The organism is Arenimonas malthae CC-JY-1 (genome assembly GCF_000747075.1).
In the GTDB taxonomy this organism is placed as follows: domain Bacteria; phylum Pseudomonadota; class Gammaproteobacteria; order Xanthomonadales; family Xanthomonadaceae; genus Arenimonas; species Arenimonas malthae.
The window spans coordinates 1-676 of the sequence record NZ_AVCH01000114.1; the positions used below are offsets into that span (position 1 = coordinate 1).

2 protein-coding genes are annotated in these 676 nt (G+C 77.5%); both read left to right on the forward strand.

Features of this window, described 5'->3' with window-relative positions; genetic code table 11:
- Positions 1 to 281, forward strand: a 281-nt coding sequence (locus N790_RS05695; protein ID WP_043801890.1) for an XdhC family protein, incomplete at its 5' end; no start/stop codon positions are given.
- Positions 278 to 676: nucleotidyltransferase family protein (locus tag N790_RS05700; RefSeq protein WP_156969954.1), on the forward strand; the 399-nt coding region annotated here is incomplete at its 3' end. The genes N790_RS05695 and N790_RS05700, both read left to right, overlap by 4 nt.

Here is a 676-nt window from a genome sequence, read left to right on the forward strand (position 1 = left end):
CCACCCGCCGGCCCGACGCCGCGCTGGTGATGACCCACCTCGCCAGCGCCGACCTCGAGGCGCTGCGCGCGCTGTCCCTGCTCGACGTGCCCTACGTCGGCCTGCTCGGCCCGCCCGGCCGCCGCGACGAACTGCTGGCCGGACTCGAGCCCGCGTTGCGCGCGGCCCTGCTGCCGCGCCTGCACGCGCCCGCCGGCCTGTTCCTGGGCGGCGAAGGCCCCGAAGCCATCGCGCTGGCGATCGCCGCCGACCTCCAGCGCAGTTTCCACGCGCCCCGATGACCACGCCCCGCCACGCCCTGCTCGTGCTTGCCGCCGGCGGTTCGCGCCGACTCGGCGAAACCAAGCAGCTGCTGCGCCTGGACGGCGAATCGCTGGTGCGCCGCGCCGCCCGCCTGGGCCTGGCCACCGCGCCCGGTGAAGCCTGGCTGGTGTGCGGCGCCAACGCCGACGCCGTGCACGCGGAAGCCGCCGACCTGCCGCTGCGGCGGGTGGACTGCGCCGACTGGCAGGCCGGCCTGGGTGCCTCGCTGGCCACCGGCGTGAAGGCGCTGGGCAAACACGTGGACGGCGTCCTGGTGCTGCTGTGCGACCAGCCCGCGCTCGACCTGGCCCACCTGCTGGCCCTGCGCGAGGCCTGGCGCGGCGACCCGCGCCGGGCCGCCGCCAGCGCCTAT